This is a genomic window from Mesorhizobium sp. M0954 (assembly GCF_040319155.1).
Classification (GTDB): domain Bacteria; phylum Pseudomonadota; class Alphaproteobacteria; order Rhizobiales; family Rhizobiaceae; genus Mesorhizobium.
Genome location: NZ_JAMYNR010000004.1, coordinates 268128 through 289310 on the forward strand (window position 1 = coordinate 268128; position 21183 = coordinate 289310).

Consider the following 21183-nt stretch of genomic DNA (forward strand, 5'->3'; position numbering starts at 1 on the left):
GATGAGCGGTCGGCGCTGAATGCGATGAAATGCTGATCTACAGCGCCATCTTGTAGCCGAGATGACTGGCGGTGAAGCCGAGGCGCTCGTAAAAAGCGTGCGCCTCCCGTCGACCTTTGTCCGTGGTGAGCTGGACGAAGCTGCAATTGCGCGAACGGCAGGTTTCAATCGCCCATTCGATCATCAGCTTGCCGACGCCGCGCGAGCGCCATTGCCGGACGACGCGAACGCCTTCGATCTGGCCGCGCCAGTCGCCTTTTCTCGAAATGCCTGGAAGGAAGCTGAGCTGCAGCGTTCCGACCACTTGCCCGGCCCCGACGGCCACGGCCAGCAACTGGTTGGGATCGGTATCGATTGCGCTGAAGGCATCGAGATAGGATGGCGCCAGCGGCGTGGACGGGTCTTCCCGGTCTGCGCCGAGCACATCGTCCGCAAGCATTGCAACGATCGCCGGCAGGTCGGGCGCCTGCGCGCGACGGAATTCGATCTCGCTCATCGCGCGGAGACATACGGCGCGGTGTCGGCGATCGCAATATCCGTTTTGACTTGCAAGGGAGGCCCGCGCGCCTTCAGGTGGCCTCGAGCGCCCAGAGGCGGTGGCCGTAGCGGCGGAAGAAGCGGGCGAAGAGGCGCTGCTGCCTGGCGCGGGTGAGGTCGGCGGCGCGCCTTTCCTGTCGCCAGTGCGGCATGTTGCGGAACATCGACAGAAAGCGGGCGGCATCCTCGAGTGCCTCCTCGGCCGACTGTGCCGGGCGGATCGCCGCCAGGAACAGAGCGCGGCTCGGCTTCATCTGGTCAATCGCCGCCTTGCGGTGGCGATGACCCTGGCGTGCCTTGCGGATGCCGTCCTGGCGGATGGCCGCGAAAGCGGCAAGCATGGCCGGGCTGTCGCCGCTATAGCCGCAGGCATGGGCGAACTGGGCTGGGTCCATCGTCATTCCCTTGCTGCCGGCCGGCCGCGGTTCTGTTGCTCGCGCCGATTCCGGTCCTCACCACGTATAAGCATAACTCAAATAAGTGAACAAGTTAAACTTTCACGTTGATGTAAGCGGAACCGACTCGACTCCGCTCCAAAAACCGATAATGTTGCGAACAAAGCAGGAACAACGATGGGGATAACCATGGCATTGGCAGGCAAGGAAGCGACGATCGCCGATGTTGTCTCGATTGCCGTCGAATGCATCGACTGCGGCCGCAACAGGTGGTGGAAGCCGGCCGAGCTCAAGCGGCATGGGGTGATGCCGGAGACACCGCTGGCCGCACTTTCGGGGCGCCTGATCTGCAAGGCCTGCCGGGCCGACGGCCTGCCGGGCGCCGCCGTCTCGATCCAGGCCGCCTTCATCGACGACCGGCAACGGACCCGCGCCGAGGCGCGCCTGCTCAATGGTCGAGAGCTGCAGTCGAGGCGGGCTTGAGGGGGACGGGGACGGTGTTCTTCCTTCTCCCCTTGTGGGAGAAGGTGGCCGAGCGAAGCTCGGTCGCATGAGGGGTGTTGGACGGATCGCGGAGTTGAAGACGTAGGGATTTAGACTAGAATCATCCGAATATTTTTAAACGCCTCATTTCTTCCAACACCCCTCATCCGGCTCGACGCTGCGCGCCGATCCACCTTCTCCCCAAGGGGAGAAGGGCGCGCCGGCGCCTCCTCAATACCCCAGCAGTTCCTTGAGCGGGATGACGCGGAAGACGTTCTTGATGGCGTAGCGGTTGAAGGACAGCGTCTTGGGCGGGTTGTACTGTTCGACGATCAGCTCGGCGGCGGTGCGCTTGACCAGCTTCTTGATGAAGGCCTTGCCGTTTTGCTCGTTCTCCTCGGGCAGGGTCTCGATCACCACATGGTCGCCGGGCAACGCTTCGCGGCCGCCGCAATAGATCATCTCGCCGGGCTCGTAGCGCGGCACCATCGAATCGCTCAGCACGTGCAGCGCAAACACATTGCGCAGATGCCGGATCCCCGGCGGCCGCTGGACATAGCCGGCCGGCTGGCCGTTGAAGGTGAAGTCGCCATCGTCGCCGCCGACGGCGGTGCCGAGAAGCTGGATGTCCATCGGCCCGGCGGGCAGGGGGCCGGGATCGGTGACGATCTCGGCATCGGCGACCGGTCCGGCATCTTCGAGGAAAACGACCTCGCCCTTGCCGAGCGCCACCGGGTCGACGCGCAGGAAAGCGGCGGTCTTCAAAAGGTTCTCGGTCTTGGGCAGGTTGCGCCCGGTCTCCCAATTGCCGACGGCAGCGACGTCGGTGTCGTTGTGCTCGGCAATGTGACGCATCACCAGGCCGCGCTGCTTGCGCGCCCGGCGGATCGCCGCTCCGACCTTGATCGACAGTGCAGTTTTCGCCATGGCTCCATCTGAGGCATAAGATTCGGTTTCGTCTATGCAAGAATCGCTTGCATTACGATTTGAGTTATGCTCTTATGTAGGCATGCACAAGTCGCTTCGCCAGCTTTCGGTCCTTGAATCCGCCGTTCAGCGCGCCGGCAGCGCTCGCCTGGAGGCGGTAGCGCAACCGATCGCCGGGGCCATGCATGTGCCAACCCTTTCCCCTTCGTCGGGGCTGTCCTCCTCCCCGGCCGGGACGATGCCCGAGGCTCGCGCCTCGGATCCGGCAGCGCAAGCGGCCGGAACGGCCGGAGCCGTTCCCCTCCCGGCTCCGGCCACGAATTACCTGCCGGCCGGCAATGCGGAAGCCGCGGTTTCCTGCATCCGCACCGAAGACGGCACGGTCATCGCCTTCGACAAGCGGACGGGCAAGGCAGTGTCCGGCGCAACAAGGCAGGGCGGCCGAGATGAAGCTCGATCGCAGCAGACCATGCGAAGGCTGACCGGCTTTCGAGCCTGAGGCCGGCGAAGCCGGCGCCGCACACAACCATTTTTGCAGGGAATGAAACATCATGGCCGCCCGCTATTCCGCCTCGGAACTGGAACAAATCGAGAACTGGCTGACGAGCGGACTGTCGGCAGCGAAGATCGCCACCCGGTTGACCGCGCTGCGCGGCCGCCCGGCCTCGCGTGCAGCCATCATCGGCATCGTCCACCGCACCGCCCGTTTGCGCACCATCGGCCTTGCCAGATCCAAGGGCTGGTGTGGCGGACGCTCTGGCGGCCGGCTCGGAAATTCGGCGCCTGAGCCATCAAGCACTGCTGATCAAGCGGAGTCGGCTCCGAAGGCCGAGCCACGCTGCCGCCCGGCAAGGCTGTCGGCCAGGCTGGCGCCGCCGGCCTGGCAGCCGGGTCCGGCTCGGATCACCGGGACCGATGGCGCACCGCTCGAAATGCCGGCGCCGCGCCCGATCGCCGCCGGCGGCCGCCAGCCGCATTTCGCCGCCATGCGCTTCATCGATTGCCTGTTCGAGCGCTGCCGCGCGCCGCTCGACACGACGCCGCAGGAGGATGCGGAAAACGACGCCCCCGGCAGCCGGCCAGGTTTGGACATGCTGTGCTGCGGAATGCGCACGAACCCATCGAAAAGCTACTGCGCCTATCACGCTGCGCGCTTCCTGCGCACGCTGCCGGCCGAAGCGATTTGAGCCCGCTGCAATGAGGCTGGAAGTTCGCCAGCGCCCGACGACCAAAACCCAGGAGGACCGAGCCGATGAGCACCAAAACCGCCCAAAAGGCCAAAGCCAGGCCACCGAGATTGCCGAAAGGCGAGGCCGAGCAGGTGCGCATCCGCAAGGAGATCGGCCATGATTTCGCACTGAAGGACGACCGGTTCGGCCGCAAGCGGCTGGCGAAGGGGACGCAGGAGGGAGCGCGCCTCTATGAGGTCTCCAATGACGGCCACACAGCGACCGGCGGCATCGTGCGGGTGCGCAACGTCGACCCGCTGAGCGGCCTCACCTCGCTGTCGCGCCAGCAGCGCGAGGCGGGCATGCGCTACCGCCAGGATTTCCGCAACTCGTCCGAGGCAACCGCCAAGCCGATGGCCTGGGCCGAGCGCGTCGACGGCGGCCGCACCGGCAGCGGCGTCGCCGAACACATCCTGTCCGCCGGCCGCGACCATGCCGAAGCCACCAGGGCGCTTGCCCACTGGGAGATCGTCGGCATCGTGCAAAAGGTCTGCTGTGCCGACGCAACGGTCAAGAGCCTGGCCGAACAGGCCGGCGAGCCGCGCGACGTGGTGGTGAAACTACTCAAGATCGGGCTCGACATATTGGCCGTACATTACGGCATGATGCTGATGCGCAAGCCGAGATGAGGAGCCCCGCCGATCCGGCCGGCACTACCGGCCGGATCGATCCGTCAACGACGGCAGACACGGATTCTTTCGATAATCCGGTGGTGATGACGCCAGTGCCTGATGACTTCGGTGTGGCAGCGCCGGTGGTACCGGTACCGGTAGCGCGGCGCGTAGTCCTCGTTATAGACATCATAGCGGTAACGGGGAACGTACTCATCGTCGTAATCGGAATACCGATGGTGGCGATAGTAATAGTCGTCGTCGTCATAGCCGTTGCCGATGCCGATTGTGACGCTGCCGCCGGCATTCGCCGGGCCGATCACGGAAGCCGCCGATGCGATGGCGATCACCGAGGCAAGCAGGAGCTTCTTCATAGCTACCTCCTTCTTTAACGTCCCTCTAATAGAAAAACCCCCGAGGGGCAGCCTCGTTCCATAGATTGGCAAGATGTAACGAACGGACGAGCCCGAAGTTTAGCGCCTGCTGGCGCGAAAACGCCGCTGGCTGCGCCGGGGTCGGATCGTCGACGCAGCGTGGCCGCTCCTCTCATCAAACAGCGGCAATCGCGCGTCAGTCCCGTTTTTGGCGACGTCTGCCTACAGAACATGGCCCAGTTCCAGCAAAACGAACGCGGTCGCACCCAGCACAGCGAGGGCGTAGGCCGCATAAAGAACAAGCAGCATTACCTCAAAGTCCCGGACGAAGCTTGCGGCAATCCTGGTCTCCTTAGACTCTGCTTTCTCGATGCGGTCGGTTTCCAACTCCTCCGTTGCCATGACGAGGCAGACAATCCTGTCGTTGTCGGCCGCCTGCAATATCCGTTCCGTCAAATCGACTGCAATCACTGGATCATCGGCCAACTGATCCCGCGATAGCCGGCTTTCAGTGACGGTCTGGATTTCACGCTTTCTCACGCACGCATAATTGCGTTGACTAAATTAGGTTCCACTAAAATATATAGATTGCCTCGACCCGATCACGACGTGGTGAGGCGTGAGCCCAGCTGGGCGGGGAACCGCCGCCCGAGGTCCGCATTTGTCGACTGTCGGGGCGAATCGCGATCCGCATCCTCCGATCAAAGGGCGCGGGCTTCTTCATAGGCTGCTACGATGCGCCATTGCTGGTAGGTCGCAATGCCAAAGCAGCCAAACTCTCATATCGCGAACGCAGCGCCGACGTCTTCGGTGCTGACCGGTTATGACGAAGATCGCATGCTTACTTATATCCGGCTGCTCGACGCTTCGGCGGAAGGAACGGACTGGCGCGAGGTCGCCCGCATCGTCCTGCATCTTGATCCGGAGCGGGAGCCGGAGAGGGCTTTCCGGGCGTGGGCGACACATCTGGCGCGTGCACGATGGATGACCAGGAAGCGGAACGAGTTGCGCCAGTAGCATAAAGAGCGGTGCGGACGAGCACCCTGACATTTAAGCGGAACTGCCGTTTCGGTCTGGCCGTTGAGGGAGAAGGCCAACATGGAAAAGCGCCCAATGACTTCTTGGCGAGCCAATACTTTCGAGTTGTGCTGCCTTCTTGCAGTTCCGCTGTCGCTTCTCCTTACCGTTTTCCTGGCGGGTCTCATCCTTAGCTGACCCCCGCATGGTTGCTTGCCGAGGAGCCCGTGTCGGTCAACGCGGCACCAACGCCCGCCTGAAGGATTCCGGCGGGAAAGGCTGCAAGGATTACCGAGGCGAGCAGGAGCTTCTTCATAGCCACGTCCGTTTTAACGTCCCTCTAGCTAACAGAGACGGCTGAGAGGCGGCAGCATTCCGCGGGTGGTGCGATTTACGAGACTGAGGAAGCTGCATTGTGGTCGGGCGCGAATTACCGCAGATGTCGCCCCGGCCGTTCAACATGGTTTACTTTTCGACGCCGCGCTGCCTAACTGCCAAATGGGGGCAAGCGATGTCAACGAGTCGACAACAAGCTCTGGCATGATTGCGCGGAGCTAAAGAATGCCGGGTGCGCTACAGGAGAAGCAGCTCAATCCGATTGTTTTCGGACGGCCCGAGCTTAGCCTGATACAACCAATATCGAATGCTATCGCAGCCCTTCCCTCTACGCGCTACTATGGCAGCAAGCGGAAACTTCTCTCTTGGATATATGAGAATATCCGAGGTCTTGAGTTTCAGACGGTCCTTGACCTTTTTGGAGGGACGGCTTCAGTTTCGCTTCTTCTGAAAGCTATGCGCAAGACAGTCACTTACCACGACGGTTTTCGGTTTAATGAGGACGTGGGGCGGACACTGTTATCGAACATGCCTGCGCTAACGCGATTGGACCTGGTCAATTTCTTAGCTCGGGTCGTGCCGCGGCGTGGTTTAATTTCGGAACTGTTCGCCGGAATTTATTACACAGACGAGGAAAACGCTTGGCTGGACGGAATTGCTAACCAACTGAATGAAACTACACTTCCTGCGGCAGAGATATCTCTTCTGCGTTATCTTCTGTACCAAGCATGCCTAAAAAAACGTCCTTTTAATTTGTTTCACAGAGCAAATCTGCACTTGAGAACGAATCGCGAGATTAAACGGTCATTTGGGAATTTTGCGACTTGGGAGCGCAGCTTTGAGCATCACATGATCCAAGCATATGATGAACTTGCCATAAAACCTTCGTTTCACAAGGAGTGTACGATTTTGCCGTCGCGTAACGCGGAGGATATATCAAATGGCTACGATTTAGTATATATTGATCCACCGTATATCAGTCTTCAAGAGCGGTATAACCATGATGATTATTGGCGACGCTATCATTTCCTTGAGGGGTTGGCGCAATATGGAGAATGGGAAAAACTCTTAGATCCGATTTCTAACATCCGATTGCTTCAGCAGCCGCAGTGGATGATAGAGTGGTCACGTCGAAAGACTTTCTCCGACAGACTATACGCACTAATAAAAACGCACAAAAATTCTATAGTTGTTCTTTCTTACGTCACGAACGCCTTTCCGCTGGAGTCGGAAATAAAGCGCTTCTTCGAGGAAGAATTTTCAAACGTGACTTTGCACACAAGAGAGCATAGTCATGCGCTTAGTCGGTCACCAAGAAGAGAATTGCTCTTCATAGGACACCCGCGAACATGAACCTTGAAACAGGTAAGCTTGCTGTACCGCAGTGGCTCGTTTTGATCTTGACAATGCTAGCGTTGGTCATCGCGGCTGGCGTTTTCTATTATTATCTCGATCCTAGCAATGTGAAGCTGGTCGGCTTGGCTGGCGGTATCGTCACGGGCCTAATTGTCTTCATTCTGACCTTTGTGACGTCGATCCGCCCGCTGCAAAAACTCGATCGATATGAGAAGATGGGAGTAAGAGGCGTTCTCGCCAATCGACACGACAAGGTCTACTACGCCGATCTGGTCGGGGGCGCGGAAAAGATCGTTCGTGTCATGGGCGCTTCCTGTACACGCTTCGTCGACGATTTCCTTGACATGCGTAACGAGGATAAAGTCCTGGTGGACGCCCTTCGGAAGCATCGGCGTCTGAATGTTCAACTTCTCGTACCGGAACAACGTCATATGGCCGGAGATGCCAAAACCCGTACGCATGCTTTGGACAAGAAGCTGGACGAACTAAGGACTGAATTTGGCGACCGGGTAGCATTGCGCCGATTTCCGCACCGGGCGCAACATAGTTTTGTCATCGCTGACGATGACCTGATTGCTGGACCGATTTTTGAGGGAGACCTCAGCAAATATGCACCTGCGGTGCATGTTGTGATGTCGACAAGGTTTGCCCAAAAGTATGATGAACATTTCGAGGGGGTCTGGAAATCTTGTGCCCCAAAATCCTGATCTCAGGATAGAAGTCAGCCCTCGAATCCACCTCGGCCTGATCTCAATGCACGATGGCGCTGTTCGCAAGAACGGCGGGATCGGTTTCTCCGTCGCTGGACCTGCGGCGACGATCGAGCTTAAAGCAGCAGATCAGTTACGTGTTCGAGACAATCGTAGTCACCCCTTCAATCGAGCAGAGATCGATCAGGTGCTGGCGGCGATGGGGCATCTCCTGTCATCAGAACAACTTGCCACGACCGCCGATGTCCTCATTGCGGGTGCGTTTCGCACCCATGTCGGAATGGGTTCAGGAACAGCTATTCGATTGGCTATTACAGAGGGATTGCATCTTCTCGATGAACGGGCCCCTTCAAGGCAGCAACTAGTCGAGCGATCGGGGAGAGGAGGTACGTCCGGTATCGGTGTGAGTACTTATTTTTCCGGGGGGATGGTCCTCGATCTCGGCGCTGTGAATGACGGCTCCCCTTTCGTCCCCTCCTCGCGAATAAGTGCGGGACGAAGTCCGACGACACTCCCTTGTCTCGAAATGCCTAAGTGGCCGCTTTGCCTCTGTGTTCCCGAGTCGATCCCCTCCAAGACGCAAGAGGAGGAGGCTGAGTTCTTTGCACGGACGGCTCCGCTCACCGCCGCTGCATCATATCGCGCCAGCTATGAGGCACTTTTCCATGCCTACGCATCGGTCGCAGAGGCCAATTATCGGGGCTTTTGCAGCGCGGTCGAAGCCATGCAAGAAACCGATTGGAAAGCTTGCGAATGGCGGGAGTACGGCGAGCCGCTACAGGCGCTAAGGCGAAGCCTTAGACGACTTGGGGTCGATTGCGTCGGAATGTCCAGTCTCGGTCCAATGCTTTTCTGCTTTGGGAGCCCGGCAGTCTTGAACACAATCGTGCGCGAGCAAAAATCGCTGGACTGTCATACGTTTCAAACCATGCCGAACAATTGCGGCCGGATGATATCTCGGATGTTGCCATGCGGGAGCTGACCTTCTTCACATCTAACGCCACTAAATTGGCGCATGCCCGCTATATCGTGGAGGGCCATCCGATTAGAATAAAAGGCTTTCGGCAGCGCACTTATCATGCTGACTATGATGAACCCCGATTATCCTCGCGAGAAGAGCTTCTTGAGGCAAGCTATCAAAGTGCACTTCGGCAATGTGAAAAGGCCGGAATCGCCGTAGACAGTCACCCCTTTGTGCTAGAGGACACCTCGGTCAAGATCGATGCTTTGAGCGTCGATGGACAGGAATCACCGGGTCTCGATATCAAATATTGGATGAAAAACCAAACATTTAGCGCGCTTGACGCGTCTCTCAAGGCCCGCGGTAACTTGCGGTCAGCGTCAGTCCGGTCCGACGTGCTGTTGCACGTCCCTAACAACTTGAAGGCTTCCTGGGAGGTCGAAAACAACTACCTGGTTTTTGTAGGAAAGCAACTCGGAAAAGTCGTTGATGCTGAAATCAACTTCGAATCGGATTTAGTTTATCCCTGGCTCGACAATCAGACATTCAACAAGTGGTTCCAGCCTTCTGGCGTCAGCCTTCCCTTTGGTGCCTTGGCAATAGCCGCAGCAGATCCTGTCGATTTTCGGCGGAAGTCGTTTGAGAAATTGATAAAATTTTTGGAAGAGCGGCGTTATCTTACCATCGATGCTCGACAGCTAGAGTTCGAATTCGATAGCAAGCCAAGCTTCATCCTGAGCGGTTACACGTGCGCTGGGAAGACTGCCGCCAGTCAATATCTCGCGAGAAAGTTCGGATACTTGCACGTTGAGGCAAGTGATTTCATGTACCTGAGCTACTACTACCGCCACGGATACACCGGCGCTATCTCGATCGGGGATTTTGCCGAACGTGCGCTCAGTCAGAAACCGAACATCGCGGCCGAGAAGGTGGCGGAGCACGTCGCAGAGAATCTCTCATCTCCCGTGGTGGTCTCGGGCTTTCGCGCACCCGAAGAGATCAAATTCCTCCGAGACGTTCTGGCTGCACGCGGCAAAGCATTCCGTACAGTCTTCGTCAGCGCCGACCAAGAAATTCGATTCAAGCGGCTTCAGGCGCGAATGCGACCGGGCGATGATATAACAATCGACGAATTTCGGCGTCGTGATAAGCAACAAGAGCGAATGGGACTGGAACAAATCCGTAGTTTGCCCGCCATAGCCTATCTTCCAAACTCCGACAGCCTTGAAAAGTATTTTAAGGATGTTGACTTAATGATTGGTTCAGTTATCGAAGATGATATAGAGATATTGACCGCCATCGCGAGCTTGGCGTCGCTACGTGAGATAAAGTTGGAAGACGCCATACTGATTGCGTTGCTAAGCGCATGGAGCGAAGAGGAGACGCGCCCATTCTTTTCGACTACACGGATCGCACTTATGATAAAGGGTGTTTTCAAGGGCATAGTCCCAAAACATAAAGATAACGTAAGCCGTTACTTCAATCAGGATTTTTATGCTTACTATGAGATTTCTAGCGGCGATGGTGTTGCCGCACGCAGATATCGGCTGTCGAATACCGGTTACGGCATGGCCGTGCGTGCCTTGAGACTTCTGAGACGAGATCAACGGCTGTAATCATGCAAACGCCGATCTGGGCGTTTGTGAAGACAGTGACTGACCCATATAGCAGATGGCCTACGCTCCCTACCTTGCCGCCATCACATCCGAAAACAGCGCCCGCTCCACCGCCGGTTCCAGCGTTTCGGCGAATGGCGTCGCCAGGTGGTGGCGGTCGCGGAAGGCTAGTTTGCCGTCGATGAAGACGTGGCAGGTGGTCTGGTCGCAAAAGCGGTCGGTCATGTCGATGTAAGCAGCGTTCGGTGTCGAGCGCACGATATCGCGCTCGATGGTGGCGATGTCGTCGTTTGCCGCCATGATCCGCGGCGTGTCGCATGTCGCGGGCGTCTGGCCTCGCCACAGCGCCCGCGCCACGCATTTGTCGGCGTAGCTTGCATTGTAGGGAACGTCCCTGATGACCGCGACCTTGATGCCGGCCTGGCTGAAGGCCTGAAGCGTCCAGGTGAGGCCCGTCCGCCACTGCGCTTGCCAATCGGCGTGCCTCAACTCCTCGGGCGATTCTTTCATCACATTGCCGATCGAGAACTCCGAGATCACCACCAGTTGCGGGTGGAGCGCGATGATGTCCTTGACCGACTGCTCGCGCCATTGGTCGCATTCGGTGTAGTCGCGCTTCAGCCGCCAGTTCCAGGTCGTCACCCGCGAAGCCCGGCAGGAGGATTTGAGAAAGGTGACGACGCGAAAATTGTTCTTCTCGGCCGCCTTGATCAGCGGCGTCGACCAATGGTCGGCATGCGAGTCGCCGAACAGCACGACCGAGCGCTGGGCATCCTTGCGGCCGAACATGCAGGGTTTTGGCTTGACGGTCTCGAAATCGAGCACGCAGCCGCCATTGCTCGCGCGCACAGTAGAGAGCTGCGCGGCGCTGTCGGCGATGACGTGCTGTTCGGGGCTGAGATTGTGCTCGGCAAAGCGCGCATTGCCATAGGCCGCGACCACGCCGGCGCCGGTCAGCGCGACGGCGGGCACCAGCGCCCGCGCTGCTCCGGCCATCAGCCAGCCGTTGCGGCGGATCGGGTTCTCGATGAAATGATAGGTGAACATCGACAGAAGCAGCGTCAGCGCCGCGCAGGCAAGGCGGTCCAGGATGGACAGGCTGGGAACCACCATCGCCGCATAGACGATGACCGGCCAGTGCCAGAGATAGAGCGAATAGGACAGCCGGCCCAACCATTGCATGGGCGGCAGCGCCAGCAGGGCGCTCGGCAGATTGCGGCCGCCGCTGCCGCTGAGCAGCAGCAGCACGGTGCCGACAACAGGCGCCAGCGCATTCACCCCGGGAAACGGCGAGTCTTCGTCCAGCATCAGATAGGCCCAGGCGATCAGCGCCAGACCGAGGCATGCCTGGAGCGTGGCCAGCAGCGGCCGGTCGCGCCAGATCTTTGCCGGCGCCATGGTCGCGAGGCCGCCGGCGGCGAATTCCCAGGCCCTGAGCGGCGAGAAATAGAAGGCCCAGGGCTGCGACACTTCCGTCAGCCAGGCGCAGGCCGCGAAGGAGGCCGCGCCGGCGACGCCGATGACGATTATAGCGGCGCGCTTGCCGGGACGCAGCCAGGCGGCGGCAAGAAGCAGCGCCGGCCATGCCAAATAGAACTGTTCCTCGACCGAGAGCGACCAGAAGTGGATGAACGGGTTGTTGGTGGCGTCGGCGGCGAAATAGTCGAACGACCAGCGGATCAGCCAAAGGTTGATCATGTAGGCGGAGGCGAACATGGCGCCTTTCGAATAAAGCGCCTGTTCCTCCGGCGACAGGATGAAGTAACCCGCGAACAGCGTGGCGAGGATGACGAACAGTGCCGCCGGCAACAGGCGCCGGGCGCGCCGGGCGTAGAAGCGCCAGAGGTTCAGCCGCCCGGTCTCGGTAATTTCCGTAACCAGGTGGCGGGTGATCAGATAGCCGGAGATGACGAAGAAGATGTCGACGCCGGCAAAGCCGCCGGGCAGGCCGGACAGACCAAAATGGAAGGCGATGACACCCGCCACCGCCAGCGCGCGCAGCCCTTCGATGTCAGGCCGAAATGATGCCGACACAATCACCTCATGCAAGGAATGCCCACCTCGCAGAGGCTCGACCCGATGCGACGATATTGCAATGCAACAAATCTAACGCAGTGCAACATAGGGGGAGGGCGCGGCTCCTCCAGTTCCTCGCGTGGGCGGTTCACTCACACGAGCGATTCGAGAGCCACTGATATGGAAGCGAAGCGAAGGGTGCCGAGGCGATCACGCCTTTTTCAAAAACTCGGTCTTCAGCACCAGGCCCTTCACCTGCCTGGTGCTGCATTCGATCTCGCCGGGATTGCCGGTGAGGCGAATATTCTTCACCAGCGTGCCGCGCTTGATCGTCTCCGACGTGCCTTTGACCTTGAGATCCTTGATCAGGGTCACGGAGTCGCCCTCGTGCAGCGCCGTGCCATTGCTGTCTCTTATGATCGCGTCGGTCATGGCAGGTCTTTCGTGGGACTCCGGTGGGAGGTGGTCGGGCCAGTCCCCGGCCTATCCCACGCTCGGCGACAAGGTCAAGCGTCAAGCGGGGTCAAGCGTCAAGCGGGCCGCCCGCCAATACTATGCGGGAACGGCCGACCGGAAAACCCGAGGTTGCAAGCAGACGGTGCCCCTGGACCATAATGTCATTGCCGCTCCGGCCGGCGTCGCGATTTCAAATGGCTAGGCACCCGCCGGTATGAGTGCGGACTGGAAGGTCGCGAAAGGGCCGCCCGCCCTTTCGCTTGGCCCCCATTTCGCTTGGCAAGAAGCCGACGGTTACTTGTTGAGCTGCTTGGCCATCTTGCAGAAGTCGGCATGCATCTTGGCAATGCCTGCGTCGCTGCATTCCTTCAACATCATGGCCCGGTCGCTCGTGGACATGGCCATCCATGCCGCCTTGAATTCGGCTTCCGACTTCATGGTCTTCATGCCGGCGTCGGTGAAGAAGGGCGTCATTTTCTGCGGATCGTCGAGCGCCGAAGTGCCAGTGGCACCGGCGGCAAGCGCTGCGCCGGTCATCATCGAAAGGGCCATCGCGCCCATGCAAAGCGTCTTGAAGTTCATGATCATTCCTCCTGAGCTGCTGCTTTGAGGTTGTCCATCAGCGATCTACGAAGGAACGGTGTTTTGACCCAAAAGTTCCACGTTCTGGCGCAGACATGGAACAGGATTGCCCGTGACGTCATTAATGCAAAAAATTCTACCATGACTGAATTTGCCGCGCTGCCGACCAGGGCAATCGGCGTCCAGCTGGGTGAGACGCTGCGAAGTTGCAGGCCGGCTCAATATGCCCGATCATGGCGACGGCGGAGCGGAGGTATCAAGTGGCGGCAAATCGTCGAAACGACGCGCACCTGTCGGAGCCCCGGCGGGCGGGCATCGTTTCCGCGGCCAGGGCGCTTCCGCGCACATCGTTGCCCAGCGTAGCGTCGGTCGTGACGGCCGTCGCGGCGCTCTATTTCGGGCGCGAGGTCTTTCTGCCGATCGCAATCGCGCTGCTGCTTACCTTTGCGCTCGTGCCCATGGTGTCGGCACTCAAGCGAGCCGGCATTCCGCGTCTTCCGGCCGTGATCGCCAGTGTGCTCGGCGCATTCACCGTGCTGGCGCTGTTCTCCTTCATCGTCGCCACGCAGGTCAGTGAACTGGCGCAGAACATTCCGCTCTACCAGGCGAATATCCTGACCAAGGTCCGGTCGCTCAAGGAAACCGGCGTCGGCGGCGGCATCGTTTCCAGATTGAGCCGGGTGATCGAACGCGTCGGCCAGGAACTCGACAGACCCGAGCCCGTACAACCCGCCGCCGATCAGCCTCCGCGGGAACCGATCCCGGTCGAAATCGTCGCGCGCGAACGACCGCTCGAGGTTCTCCAGAATCTGATCGGCCCGCTGCTGAGCCCGCTGGCATCGGCCGGACTGATCGTCGTGGTCGTCATATTCATGCTGCTCGAGCGGGAGGACCTGCGCGATCGCTTCATACGCCTCGTCGGCTATGGCGATCTGCATCGAACCACCGAGGCGCTGCAGGATGCCGGCAAGCGCGTCGGCCGCTATCTGCTCATGCAACTGGTCGTGAACATCGTCTATGCCGTCCCGATTGCAATTGGACTTTGGCTGCTGGGCATACCCAATCCATTGCTGTGGGGTTTGCTGGCGCTGGCGCTGCGCTTCGTTCCCTATATCGGCCCGGTCATCGCGACGCTGTTGCCTCTGTTCCTGGCGCTTGCCGTGGCGCCCGGCTGGTCGCTCGTGCTCTGGACCGCAGGGCTTTTCGTCGTGGTCGAACTGATCACCGGCAACGTGATCGAACCCTGGCTCTACGGCTCGCGCACCGGGCTGTCGCCATTGGCCATCATCGTTGCGGCGATATTCTGGACCTGGCTCTGGGGGCCATTGGGCCTGGTTCTGTCGACGCCGCTCACGGTCTGCCTCGTCGTGCTCGGCCGCCATGTGCCGCAGTTCGAATTCCTCGACGTTCTGTTCGGCAACGAACCCGTGCTCGAACCTCACGCCCGGCTTTACCAGCGGCTGTTGGCCGGCGATCCCGAGGAAGCGACGGACCATGCCGAGGAGATGCTGGACGAAGAATATCTGGTCGAGTTCTACGACAAGGTCGCGATTCCCGCACTTCTGCTCGGCGAGCAGGACCGGGTGCGTGGTGTGCTGAGCGACGAGCAAAGACAGCAGGTCGCGGGCAGCGCGCTGACGATGGTGGCGAACCTCGACGACAGCGCGCAGGAGGAGGCGGAAGCGGACGACACGGCCGCGGCCGAGGACAACGGCTCACGCGAGGACAGGCACGTTCAGGGGGAGGTTCAGGGCGAGGAGTACACCGAACTGCCGGATGGCACGGGCATGTCGGTGCTGTGCGCCGGCGGGCGCGGCGAACTCGACGACGCGGCGGCCGCCATGCTGGCCCAGGTGCTCGAAGTCCAGGGCGCTACGGTGTTGAGAGCGAGCTTCGCCGAGATGGAACCGGGGAGCATTCGCCGCCTTGAGCTCGACGCCGTCGATAGTGTCGTCATCGGATTTTTGAACCGGGATTCCGTCAAGCACGGGCGGTTCCTGGTCCGTCGGCTGAAACGCACCAAACCAAGGTTGCGAGTGGGCATCGTGTTGTGGTCGGAAGCCGACAGCGACAACCAGGAGGCAGATGCCAGATTGGCCAACGAGATCAACGCCGATTTCGTCGCACATGGCATGGTCGGCGCGGTGCTCGGTGCGTTGTCCAGCGCTCCGCCGGTGGCGCTGAAGACCACCGCCAAACGCCGCATGCGCCGCCTCACGCCGGCGCGCAAGAAAGAGCCGCTCGCCGCGGCAAAATGAGCGCGGCGAAGACCGCGGCAGGTCGGGTTATTACCGCTTTCGCGAAAGTGGTAATAACGAGACGGATCAGGTTATCTTCGCAAGATCGCGCTGAACCATCCGCCGCGGCAAACGGCGCCAACCTTCATACAGTCCAGAAATAGCGCACCGTATGGAAGAAAACCGGAGCGGCGAAGACCAGGCTGTCGGCACGGTCCATCATGCCGCCATGGCCTTCGATCAGATGGCCCCAGTCCTTGACGCCCTGATCGCGCTTGATGGCCGAGGCGACCAGCCCGCCAAGGAAGCCCATCAGGCAGGCGATGAAGGCCACGCCGGCTGCCTGCAGCGGCGAGAACGGCGTCAGGAACGACAGCAGCGCGCCGAGCAGGCTCGACGCCGCCAGCCCGCCGACCAGCCCCTCCCAGGTCTTCGACGGCGAGACCGTCGGCGCCAGGAGATGCCGGCCGAACAGCTTGCCGAAAATATATTGCAGCACGTCGCTGCCTTGCACGGTGATGATCAGGAAAGCGATCAGCAACAGGTTGCGGCCTTCGAAGCCTGGCACCTCGAGCGTCAGCAGCGCCGGCACGTGGCTGACGCAGTAGACCGAAATCATCACCGCCCATTGCTGCGCCGAGACGCGCTCGAGAAAGCGTTCGGTGTCGCCGTGCAGCGCGGTGATCGCCGGCATCAGCAGGAAGCAGTAGACCGGGATGAAGATGGTGAACAGGCCATACCAGGCGGTCCACACCAACCAGTACTGGAACGGGATGACGATGCCGAACATGCCGAGCAGCACCCAGTGGTCGCTGCGGCGGCTGTGCGTCAGCGTCACGAATTCGCGCAACGCGGCGAAGGAAATCAGCGCGAACAGGATGGTCATGCCGGGGCGGCCGAAGAAGAAGGCGACGGTGATCGCCACCACCATCACCCACCAGGCATTGATGCGCTGGGTGAGGTTGACCAGCGTCGGCGACAACGGCTTTGGCGCGCGCCATGACAAGACGCCGGCGACGACGCTGGCACTGATCAGCACCGCCAGCAGGCCGACAATCAGAATGAGGGTTTCGTGCATCATCGGCAGCATTTTGCCTTGGTCCTCAATCGTCTCGCTGCGGCCGGGGGTTGAGCGCCAGCAGCGTTTCGCGGGCGCGGTCGAGAAAGGCGCGGCGTTCCTCACCCGGTTGAATGGCGATCGGTGCGCCGAAGACGACACGGCAAAGCAGCGGCACCGGCACGAATTGGCCCTTGGGCAGCACCCGCGACATGTTCTCGATCCAGCACGGGATGAGTTCGACATCGGGCCGCGCCATCGACAGATTGTAGAGGCCGGAACGGAACGGCAGGAGCGGTTCGTCGGTCATGTTGCGCGTGCCTTCGGGAAACAGGATCAGCGAATGGCCCTGGTCGAGCACCGACAGCATGATCGAGATCGGGTGCTGCGTTTCATCCGTCCACTGCCGGTGGATCAGCACGGAAGACAGCATGTCCTCGGCAATGAAACGGCGCAGCCGCGTCTTGCTCCAATAATCGGCGGCCGCCACCGCATGGGTACGGGCGCGCTCCTTCTCGCTGAGGCAGGCCGACAGCAGGATGAAATCGCCGTGGCTGGCATGGTTGGCGAAGTAGATGCGCTGCCGGTCCGATGGCTGGCTGCCGTTCCAGATCGGCCGCACGCCGGTGACCACCCAGGCCAGTGCTGACAGGCCGACCGAGGTCACCGTCTGCAGCAGGGTATAGGTGCTGACGCGAAGCTTTGTCATGGACGGGCTCAAAAGAATGCCGCGACGACCGAGGCCGCCGCGAACAGGCTGAAGGCGATACGCTGCTTGGCGAGCAGACGGCGCGTGCCGGCCATCCGCTGGTCGAGCGAGCGGCCACCGGCCGCCGTGGGTTTCAGCCGCATGCGCGCCAGCACGTCGTCGATCGCCGCAGCGCCGCCTGCTTCGCTGGCGTGGCTGGCCATCAGCCGGAACAGCAGCGCGTCAAACAAAAGCAGGGCCGAGAGAATGATTGTGGCTATGGCACCCGCGGCGGCGATCAGCCAGGCCGCCGCGGACAGCGACGATGTTTGCGGCGCAGTCGCCAGGCCGATGACCGGCGCCGCCAGCAAGGCAGCAGCAATCAACAGCAGCGGCCACGCCACCTGCACCATCAGTCCGGCGGCGAACGTCTCGGCCTTATCTCGAAAAGCGGTCATGTCGCCGCGTCCATGCCAAGATGCACAGGCCGGCCCGCGGCGGCGAGCTGGCCTCGCGCCTGATCCGGCGTGGCGGCCCGGCCGCTGGCGACCAGCCATTCGGCGACGACGGCGGCGCTGCGCTGGAAGCCGAGCGCACAGCAGACCAGCACCGTGCCCTGGCTCTGCGCCGTCTCGATCGCCGCCACCGCTTGCGCACGCGCCTCGCGAGACGGCGGCAAAAGGTCGACCATGGGCAGGCTCATCCAGTGGATCGAGGCGCCACGCGGCCGTTCCAATTCGCCGGCAAGGTCGATCACCGTGCCAAAGGCGTCGGCCTCGGCGGCGGTCGGAAAACGGCCAAGGGAAACACCGTCGGCGATGACGATCTGCGCCGGGAGCTTTCGCGTCCATGCCCACACATTGACCTTGGCGGCAACCCGGTAGGGCCACAGCAGAAGACGGCTGGCCAGCGACACGCGGCCATCGGCTGTTTTCTGGAACACCTTGGCGCCGGCGCCGGCATAGGCGAAAGCGACTATGGCCAGCGCCAGTGCCGGCCACAACAGGATGAGCCATAGCGCCGAGACCAATGCGCCGGCAGCAGCGCCGGCCAGCGCAAAGGCTGCGCCAAGCGCATAGAACAGCGCCAGAAGCCGCGCTTTCGGGTCCGCGGTCAGGCGGAAGCCGACGAAAGGCAAGGCGCCGTCGCGCGGAAACAGCCACAGCGCGAAAAGGCCGAGCAGCGCGCCGGTCGGTATGTCGATGAAATGGTGCTGCCACGTCGTCAGCACCGAGGCGCCGATCAGGAAACACCAGACATGCCAGGCGACGCCGGCGATGCCGGCCAATCTGTGACGCCAATGGTCCCAGATGATGACCAGCAGCGCGATATGCAGCGACGGCGCCTGGTTGAAGGATTTGTCGAAGCCGCCGAGCACGGCGAACATGAAGCCGGGCAGGCCGCTCGTCTGTGGGCGCACGAACGTGGCAGTCAGCGGGAACAGGATGAAGCAGGCGACGGCAACGATCTGTGCCGTCAGATAGCGGCCGGCGAGGCGGTCGACGCCGCTCTTCGAATTGTTCAACAGCAGCGACAAGCCGTAGAACAGGTTGATCGACCAGTAGGGCACGATCGTCCAAGCAAGGAACGGGATGCCGCGCTCCCAGCCAAAGACGATGCTGCCGACGTCGTCGCGCCGCGACGCCAGCCAGTTGGCGAAGCCGTAGGTGGCGTAGAAGAACGGCGCCAGAAATGCCAGCCACAATGCGGCGCGCAGGACTATCCCGTGATACGGCTCGCGTGGCAAGGCCGGAAGGGCAGGGGCATCGCGAGGTGAGGCACAGGCAGGCAGGTCCATGCTCAGACGCGCCGCGCGACCGAAACGGTGAAGATGCCCCACTGGTCGATGCGCTGGTCGAGCTTCTCGAAGCCGGCGGCCGCCACCAACTGGTCCATCTCGGTCTGCGTGCGGCGGCGCATCACCCATGCCTGGCCGCCGCGGTGCGAGGTCAGGCTGCGCGCGATCATCTCGAGCTGCGGATGCCAAGGCTGGTTGGTGTAGACCAGCAGGCTTCCGGGCTGCATGGCGCTGGCCAGTCCACCGAGCGAGCGGGCGATCATGGCATTGTCGGAAAACAATTCGTAGAGCCCCGAGACGATGGCGAGATCCGGCGCCGGGTCGAGCCCGGCCAGCATCGTGGCGTCGAAGGCGTCACCTCGATGGAACGAGACGGTCGCCGGCAGCTTGCGCTCGGCGATCAGCTTGCGGCCGAGCGAGACGTTCAGCTCGGAGAAATCCTGCAGCCGCACGCTTGCCGGCGACGCGGCGCCTTTCTGCACGGCATCGAGCACATAGCGGCCATGGCCGGCGGCGATATCGACGATATGGACCGGCCGACCGGCGGCCTTCAGCGTCTCAACGGCGCTGCCTATCAGCTCCTCCAGATGCAGCTTGCGCTGGCGGATGCCGCGCCAGCCGACGGCGTCCAGAAAGGTGCGGTCGATCATGCGGCCGATGGGGCTGATGCCGCGCGCCTCGTTCTCATAGACATAGTCGAGCGTCGAGCCGGAATCGAAGCCGGTGGCAATCCCCGTCTTCATGCCGGATGACAGCCAGGCGCCCATGCGGATCGAGGCGCGGCTCATTGCCCAGTAGAGTCCCCTGGGAGACAGCAGCGGCAGCGGCGAGGCCAGCCGGTCGGCCTCGTCGCGTGTGTAGCCGGCGCGGTCGGCCCAGGTCAGGTCGACCGGCTCTTCCGGCGCCGCGAACTGCTTTTCGAGGAAGGGCCTGATCAGGTCGAGTGCCTTGTGGCGGTCGCGCTCGCCCAGCGTGTCGTGGAAGAAGCCGGGCAGCACGTGCCGCTCCTTGGCCGGGCTCGCCAGATTGACGAAGAATTCGTGCTGCGGTCCATGCCGCACCACCCAGTCGCTGCCGGAGATCAGAAGCTGTGTCGGCACGGTGATGGCGCGGGCGTCGGCGACGATGCGCGCGGCATGATCGTAGAGCTCGACCAGGATGTTGGAGGCGATCGGCCGGGTGATCAGCGGGTCGGCGTCGAAGGAGGCGATGCGCTCGGGGTCATGCGTCAGGAATTTCGCTTTGACGTAGGAATTGACGAAGAAGCGGCCCTTCAGCTTCTGCCACAACGCAATGCCTTGCTTGGCGAAGGGTACGTAGAGCTTGACCGAGAAGGCCGGCGAGGCCAGCACCAGGGCGCGAATGTCGGGCGCGTAATCATGCACCCAGGCGGCGGCAAGCACGGCGCCGAAGGATTGCGCGATCAGCGCGATATCGCGCCGGGCAAAGCCGTCGCTGCCGATCTCGCGCACAAAACAATCGATGTCGCGCACCAGTGCGGCAAACGATGGCGCATAGCCGCGTTCGCCGGCGGAGCGGCCATTGCCGCGCGCGTCCCAGGCATAGAAGGCGTGGTCGGGCATCTGGAGCTCGTCGACCAGATGCGCCATGCGGCCGCCATGCTCGTGGCCGCGATGGAACAGCAGGATGGCGCCCTTGCGGTTTTCCGACAGCGCCGGCCAATAGCGGTAGAAGATCTCGGTGCCGTCATGGCTCTTGAAGCTGCGCTCCTGCGCCACCCGCTCGATATTGGCTGAAGCCACTGCGGCAACCGTCTGTTGGTGAAGCATGTTGTTC

Annotated in this window: 24 protein-coding genes; 10 read left to right on the forward strand and 14 right to left on the reverse strand. The window is 61.4% G+C overall.

Annotated features, from left to right (window positions below):
* Positions 1-37 precede the first annotated feature (37 nt).
* Positions 38-496 carry a GNAT family N-acetyltransferase gene (locus NKH93_RS08040; RefSeq protein ID WP_352920238.1) on the reverse strand — a complete coding sequence of 153 codons (459 nt, stop codon included), beginning with the start codon at positions 494-496 and terminating at the stop codon, positions 38-40.
* Between the two features lie 73 nt (positions 497-569).
* The gene (locus NKH93_RS08045) at positions 570-938 is read right to left on the reverse strand and encodes a hypothetical protein (RefSeq protein ID WP_352920236.1); all 369 of its coding nucleotides are present in this window, start codon (positions 936-938) and stop codon (positions 570-572) included.
* 171 nt (positions 939-1109) lie between these two features.
* Here NKH93_RS08045 and NKH93_RS08050 point away from each other — a divergent pair, with 171 nt between their 5' ends.
* Complete coding sequence (locus NKH93_RS08050; RefSeq protein WP_352501226.1) at positions 1110-1415, forward strand: hypothetical protein; 306 nt, start codon at positions 1110-1112, stop codon at positions 1413-1415.
* 231 nt (positions 1416-1646) lie between these two features.
* Here NKH93_RS08050 and NKH93_RS08055 read toward each other — a convergent pair whose 3' ends face one another.
* Positions 1647-2342, reverse strand: coding sequence for an XRE family transcriptional regulator (locus NKH93_RS08055; protein ID WP_352457320.1), 696 nt, complete (start codon positions 2340-2342; stop codon positions 1647-1649).
* Positions 2343-2580: 238 nt separating this feature from the next.
* Between NKH93_RS08055 and NKH93_RS08060 the strand changes: the two genes are divergently transcribed.
* The 3 genes from NKH93_RS08060 (at position 2581) to NKH93_RS08070 (ending at position 4200) form a co-directional block, all read left to right on the forward strand.
* Positions 2581-2841, forward strand: coding sequence for a hypothetical protein (locus NKH93_RS08060; RefSeq protein ID WP_352920234.1), 261 nt, complete (start codon positions 2581-2583; stop codon positions 2839-2841).
* Between the two features lie 52 nt (positions 2842-2893).
* A complete protein-coding gene (locus NKH93_RS08065) occupies positions 2894-3529 on the forward strand; it encodes a high mobility group family protein (protein ID WP_352685142.1) in 636 nt (211 codons plus the stop codon).
* A gap of 65 nt (positions 3530-3594) precedes the next feature.
* Positions 3595-4200, forward strand: a complete 606-nt coding sequence (locus NKH93_RS08070; RefSeq protein WP_352920231.1) for a DUF6456 domain-containing protein — start codon at positions 3595-3597, stop codon at positions 4198-4200.
* Positions 4201-4244: 44 nt separating this feature from the next.
* Here NKH93_RS08070 and NKH93_RS08075 read toward each other — a convergent pair whose 3' ends face one another.
* Entirely contained in the window at positions 4245-4556 is a 312-nt protein-coding gene (locus tag NKH93_RS08075; protein WP_352467934.1) for a hypothetical protein, read from the reverse strand.
* A 222-nt stretch (positions 4557-4778) separates the two neighbouring features.
* Positions 4779-5096, reverse strand: coding sequence for a hypothetical protein (locus NKH93_RS08080; RefSeq protein ID WP_352920228.1), 318 nt, complete (start codon positions 5094-5096; stop codon positions 4779-4781).
* A gap of 219 nt (positions 5097-5315) precedes the next feature.
* On the opposite strand from NKH93_RS08080, the gene NKH93_RS08085 reads away from it, so the two are divergent.
* Positions 5316-5573 (forward strand): hypothetical protein, encoded by a 258-nt coding sequence (locus NKH93_RS08085; protein ID WP_352774435.1) that lies wholly within the window; start codon positions 5316-5318, stop codon positions 5571-5573.
* Between the two features lie 190 nt (positions 5574-5763).
* Here the strand turns inward: NKH93_RS08085 and NKH93_RS08090 are convergent, their stop codons facing one another.
* A complete protein-coding gene (locus NKH93_RS08090; RefSeq protein WP_352920225.1) occupies positions 5764-5889 on the reverse strand; it encodes a hypothetical protein in 126 nt (41 codons plus the stop codon).
* Positions 5890-6134: 245 nt separating this feature from the next.
* On the opposite strand from NKH93_RS08090, the gene NKH93_RS08095 reads away from it, so the two are divergent.
* Genes NKH93_RS08095 through NKH93_RS08110 form a run of 4 tightly spaced genes read left to right on the forward strand, consistent with a single transcriptional unit; the run spans position 6135 to position 10552 of the window.
* Positions 6135-7262: a DNA adenine methylase gene (locus NKH93_RS08095; RefSeq protein WP_352969803.1), complete on the forward strand. Its 1128-nt coding sequence runs from the start codon at positions 6135-6137 to the stop codon at positions 7260-7262.
* On the forward strand, positions 7259-7972 hold the full coding sequence (locus tag NKH93_RS08100) for a hypothetical protein (RefSeq protein WP_352920219.1): 714 nt from the start codon (positions 7259-7261) through the stop codon (positions 7970-7972). Before NKH93_RS08095 ends, NKH93_RS08100 begins: the two co-directional genes overlap by 4 nt.
* The gene (locus NKH93_RS08105; protein WP_352920216.1) at positions 7923-8957 is read left to right on the forward strand and encodes a beta-ribofuranosylaminobenzene 5'-phosphate synthase family protein; all 1035 of its coding nucleotides are present in this window, start codon (positions 7923-7925) and stop codon (positions 8955-8957) included. The genes NKH93_RS08100 and NKH93_RS08105 overlap by 50 nt, the downstream gene beginning before the upstream one ends.
* Positions 8945-10552, forward strand: a complete 1608-nt coding sequence (locus NKH93_RS08110; protein WP_352920213.1) for a non-canonical purine NTP pyrophosphatase — start codon at positions 8945-8947, stop codon at positions 10550-10552. The genes NKH93_RS08105 and NKH93_RS08110 overlap by 13 nt, the downstream gene beginning before the upstream one ends.
* A 69-nt stretch (positions 10553-10621) precedes the next feature.
* Here NKH93_RS08110 and NKH93_RS08115 read toward each other — a convergent pair whose 3' ends face one another.
* The 3 genes from NKH93_RS08115 to NKH93_RS08125 form a co-directional block, all read right to left on the reverse strand.
* Positions 10622-12586, reverse strand: a complete 1965-nt coding sequence (locus NKH93_RS08115; RefSeq protein WP_352920210.1) for an acyltransferase family protein — start codon at positions 12584-12586, stop codon at positions 10622-10624.
* Between the two features lie 192 nt (positions 12587-12778).
* The gene (locus tag NKH93_RS08120) at positions 12779-13000 is read right to left on the reverse strand and encodes an alkylphosphonate utilization protein (protein ID WP_023675660.1); all 222 of its coding nucleotides are present in this window, start codon (positions 12998-13000) and stop codon (positions 12779-12781) included.
* A 318-nt stretch (positions 13001-13318) separates the two neighbouring features.
* Positions 13319-13606, reverse strand: coding sequence for a hypothetical protein (locus tag NKH93_RS08125; protein ID WP_352501220.1), 288 nt, complete (start codon positions 13604-13606; stop codon positions 13319-13321).
* Between the two features lie 260 nt (positions 13607-13866).
* Here NKH93_RS08125 and NKH93_RS08130 point away from each other — a divergent pair, with 260 nt between their 5' ends.
* Positions 13867-15864 carry an AI-2E family transporter gene (locus NKH93_RS08130; protein WP_352969806.1) on the forward strand — a complete coding sequence of 666 codons (1998 nt, stop codon included), beginning with the start codon at positions 13867-13869 and terminating at the stop codon, positions 15862-15864.
* Positions 15865-15988: 124 nt separating this feature from the next.
* Here NKH93_RS08130 and NKH93_RS08135 read toward each other — a convergent pair whose 3' ends face one another.
* The 5 genes from NKH93_RS08135 to NKH93_RS08155 are packed head-to-tail and all read right to left on the reverse strand — an operon-like array spanning position 15989 to position 21176.
* Positions 15989-16924 carry a phosphatidate cytidylyltransferase gene (locus tag NKH93_RS08135; RefSeq protein ID WP_023675663.1) on the reverse strand — a complete coding sequence of 312 codons (936 nt, stop codon included), beginning with the start codon at positions 16922-16924 and terminating at the stop codon, positions 15989-15991.
* 22 nt (positions 16925-16946) lie between these two features.
* Entirely contained in the window at positions 16947-17609 is a 663-nt protein-coding gene (locus tag NKH93_RS08140) for a lysophospholipid acyltransferase family protein (RefSeq protein WP_031211476.1), read from the reverse strand.
* 8 nt (positions 17610-17617) lie between these two features.
* Positions 17618-18046, reverse strand: coding sequence for a hypothetical protein (locus tag NKH93_RS08145; RefSeq protein WP_352501219.1), 429 nt, complete (start codon positions 18044-18046; stop codon positions 17618-17620).
* Positions 18043-19386 (reverse strand): phosphatase PAP2/dual specificity phosphatase family protein, encoded by a 1344-nt coding sequence (locus tag NKH93_RS08150; protein WP_352920207.1) that lies wholly within the window; start codon positions 19384-19386, stop codon positions 18043-18045. Before NKH93_RS08150 ends, NKH93_RS08145 begins: the two co-directional genes overlap by 4 nt.
* A 2-nt stretch (positions 19387-19388) precedes the next feature.
* Positions 19389-21176, reverse strand: coding sequence for a bifunctional alpha/beta hydrolase/class I SAM-dependent methyltransferase (locus NKH93_RS08155; protein ID WP_352920204.1), 1788 nt, complete (start codon positions 21174-21176; stop codon positions 19389-19391).
* Positions 21177-21183: the final 7 nt, after the last annotated feature.

What these genes read in the sequence shown, in the direction of transcription:
- NKH93_RS08125 (WP_352501220.1), bottom strand. Translation starts at nt 13,606, where the DNA reads ATGAACTTCAAGACGCTTTGCATGGGCGCGATGGCCCTTTCGATGATG.
- NKH93_RS08140 (WP_031211476.1), bottom strand. Translation starts at nt 17,609, where the DNA reads ATGACAAAGCTTCGCGTCAGCACCTATACCCTGCTGCAGACGGTGACC.
- NKH93_RS08095 (WP_352969803.1), top strand. Translation starts at nt 6,135, where the DNA reads ATGCCGGGTGCGCTACAGGAGAAGCAGCTCAATCCGATTGTTTTCGGA.
- NKH93_RS08155 (WP_352920204.1), bottom strand. Translation starts at nt 21,176, where the DNA reads ATGCTTCACCAACAGACGGTTGCCGCAGTGGCTTCAGCCAATATCGAG.
- NKH93_RS08070 (WP_352920231.1), top strand. Translation starts at nt 3,595, where the DNA reads ATGAGCACCAAAACCGCCCAAAAGGCCAAAGCCAGGCCACCGAGATTG.
- NKH93_RS08065 (WP_352685142.1), top strand. Translation starts at nt 2,894, where the DNA reads ATGGCCGCCCGCTATTCCGCCTCGGAACTGGAACAAATCGAGAACTGG.
- NKH93_RS08060 (WP_352920234.1), top strand. Translation starts at nt 2,581, where the DNA reads ATGCCCGAGGCTCGCGCCTCGGATCCGGCAGCGCAAGCGGCCGGAACG.
- NKH93_RS08120 (WP_023675660.1), bottom strand. Translation starts at nt 13,000, where the DNA reads ATGACCGACGCGATCATAAGAGACAGCAATGGCACGGCGCTGCACGAG.
- NKH93_RS08090 (WP_352920225.1), bottom strand. Translation starts at nt 5,889, where the DNA reads ATGAAGAAGCTCCTGCTCGCCTCGGTAATCCTTGCAGCCTTTCCCGCC.
- NKH93_RS08075 (WP_352467934.1), bottom strand. Translation starts at nt 4,556, where the DNA reads ATGAAGAAGCTCCTGCTTGCCTCGGTGATCGCCATCGCATCGGCGGCT.
- NKH93_RS08085 (WP_352774435.1), top strand. Translation starts at nt 5,316, where the DNA reads ATGCCAAAGCAGCCAAACTCTCATATCGCGAACGCAGCGCCGACGTCT.
- NKH93_RS08150 (WP_352920207.1), bottom strand. Translation starts at nt 19,386, where the DNA reads ATGGACCTGCCTGCCTGTGCCTCACCTCGCGATGCCCCTGCCCTTCCG.
- NKH93_RS08105 (WP_352920216.1), top strand. Translation starts at nt 7,923, where the DNA reads ATGATGAACATTTCGAGGGGGTCTGGAAATCTTGTGCCCCAAAATCCT.
- NKH93_RS08145 (WP_352501219.1), bottom strand. Translation starts at nt 18,046, where the DNA reads ATGACCGCTTTTCGAGATAAGGCCGAGACGTTCGCCGCCGGACTGATG.
- NKH93_RS08040 (WP_352920238.1), bottom strand. Translation starts at nt 496, where the DNA reads ATGAGCGAGATCGAATTCCGTCGCGCGCAGGCGCCCGACCTGCCGGCG.
- NKH93_RS08050 (WP_352501226.1), top strand. Translation starts at nt 1,110, where the DNA reads ATGGGGATAACCATGGCATTGGCAGGCAAGGAAGCGACGATCGCCGAT.
- NKH93_RS08055 (WP_352457320.1), bottom strand. Translation starts at nt 2,342, where the DNA reads ATGGCGAAAACTGCACTGTCGATCAAGGTCGGAGCGGCGATCCGCCGG.
- NKH93_RS08135 (WP_023675663.1), bottom strand. Translation starts at nt 16,924, where the DNA reads ATGATGCACGAAACCCTCATTCTGATTGTCGGCCTGCTGGCGGTGCTG.
- NKH93_RS08045 (WP_352920236.1), bottom strand. Translation starts at nt 938, where the DNA reads ATGACGATGGACCCAGCCCAGTTCGCCCATGCCTGCGGCTATAGCGGC.
- NKH93_RS08110 (WP_352920213.1), top strand. Translation starts at nt 8,945, where the DNA reads ATGCGGGAGCTGACCTTCTTCACATCTAACGCCACTAAATTGGCGCAT.
- NKH93_RS08100 (WP_352920219.1), top strand. Translation starts at nt 7,259, where the DNA reads ATGAACCTTGAAACAGGTAAGCTTGCTGTACCGCAGTGGCTCGTTTTG.